Source organism: Rhodovulum sp. DZ06 (assembly GCF_050586345.1).
GTDB lineage: Bacteria > Pseudomonadota > Alphaproteobacteria > Rhodobacterales > Rhodobacteraceae > JBOCEF01.
In genome coordinates this window covers 1-1,178 of record NZ_JBOCEF010000106.1, presented here as the reverse complement: position 1 = coordinate 1,178, position 1,178 = coordinate 1, and the positions used below count along the sequence as shown (strand labels likewise).

At 66.5% G+C, this 1,178-nt stretch carries 1 protein-coding gene; it reads right to left on the bottom strand.

Going from position 1 to position 1,178, the window contains the following annotated elements; all coding sequences use genetic code 11:
- Position 1: 1 nt before the first annotated feature.
- A complete protein-coding gene (gene tuf, locus ACQ5SO_RS21335; RefSeq protein WP_430943670.1) occupies positions 2-1,177 on the bottom strand; it encodes an elongation factor Tu in 1,176 nt (391 codons plus the stop codon).
- Between the last annotated feature and the right edge of the window lies 1 nt (position 1,178).

Sequence of the window (1,178 nt, the reverse complement as noted above, 5' to 3'; positions counted from 1 at the left end):
ATCAGGCGATGATCTTGGAGACGACGCCCGAACCGACGGTGCGGCCGCCTTCGCGGATGGCGAAGCGCAGCTTCTCTTCCATCGCGATCGGGGCGATCAGCTCCACCGAGAACTTCAGGTTGTCGCCCGGCATCACCATCTCGGTGCCGGCCGGCAGCTCGACCGTCCCGGTCACGTCGGTGGTCCGGAAGTAGAACTGCGGACGGTAGTTCGCGAAGAACGGGGTGTGGCGCCCGCCCTCTTCCTTGGTCAGGATGTAGACCTCGGCCTCGAACTTGGTGTGCGGGGTGACCGAGCCGGGCTTGCAGAGAACCTGGCCGCGCTCGACGTCCTCACGACCCACGCCGCGCAGCAGCGCGCCGATGTTGTCGCCCGCCTCGCCGCGGTCCAGCAGCTTGCGGAACATCTCGACGCCGGTGACGGTGGTCTTCTTGGTGTCGCGGATGCCGATGATCTCGATTTCCTCGCCCACGGTGACCACGCCGCGCTCGACGCGGCCGGTGACCACGGTGCCGCGGCCCGAGATCGAGAACACGTCCTCGATCGGCATCAGGAACGGCTGGTCGATCGGGCGCGCCGGGGTCGGGATGTACTCATCCACCGCCGCCATCAGCTCGGCGATCTTTTCCTTGCCGATGTTGTCGTCGCGGTCCTCGAGGGCGGCCAGGGCCGAACCCGCGATGATCGGGATGTCGTCGCCCGGGAAGTCGTAGTCCGACAGAAGCTCGCGCACTTCCATCTCGACCAGCTCCAGAAGCTCCTCGTCGTCGACCTGGTCGACCTTGTTGAGGAACACGACCAGCGAGGGCACGCCGACCTGGCGCGCGAGCAGGATGTGCTCGCGGGTCTGCGGCATCGGGCCGTCGGCGGCGTTCACCACCAGGATCGCGCCGTCCATCTGCGCCGCGCCGGTGATCATGTTCTTCACGTAGTCGGCGTGGCCGGGGCAGTCGACGTGGGCGTAGTGGCGCGCCTCGGTCTCGTACTCCACGTGCGCGGTCGAGATGGTGATCCCGCGGGCCTTCTCTTCCGGCGCGCCGTCGATCTCGTCATACGCCTTGAACTCGCCGAACTGCTTCGTGATCGCAGCCGTCAGGGTGGTCTTCCCGTGGTCCACGTGACCGATCGTGCCGATGTTCACGTGCGGTTTCGTGCGCTCGAACTTACCTTTAGCCATC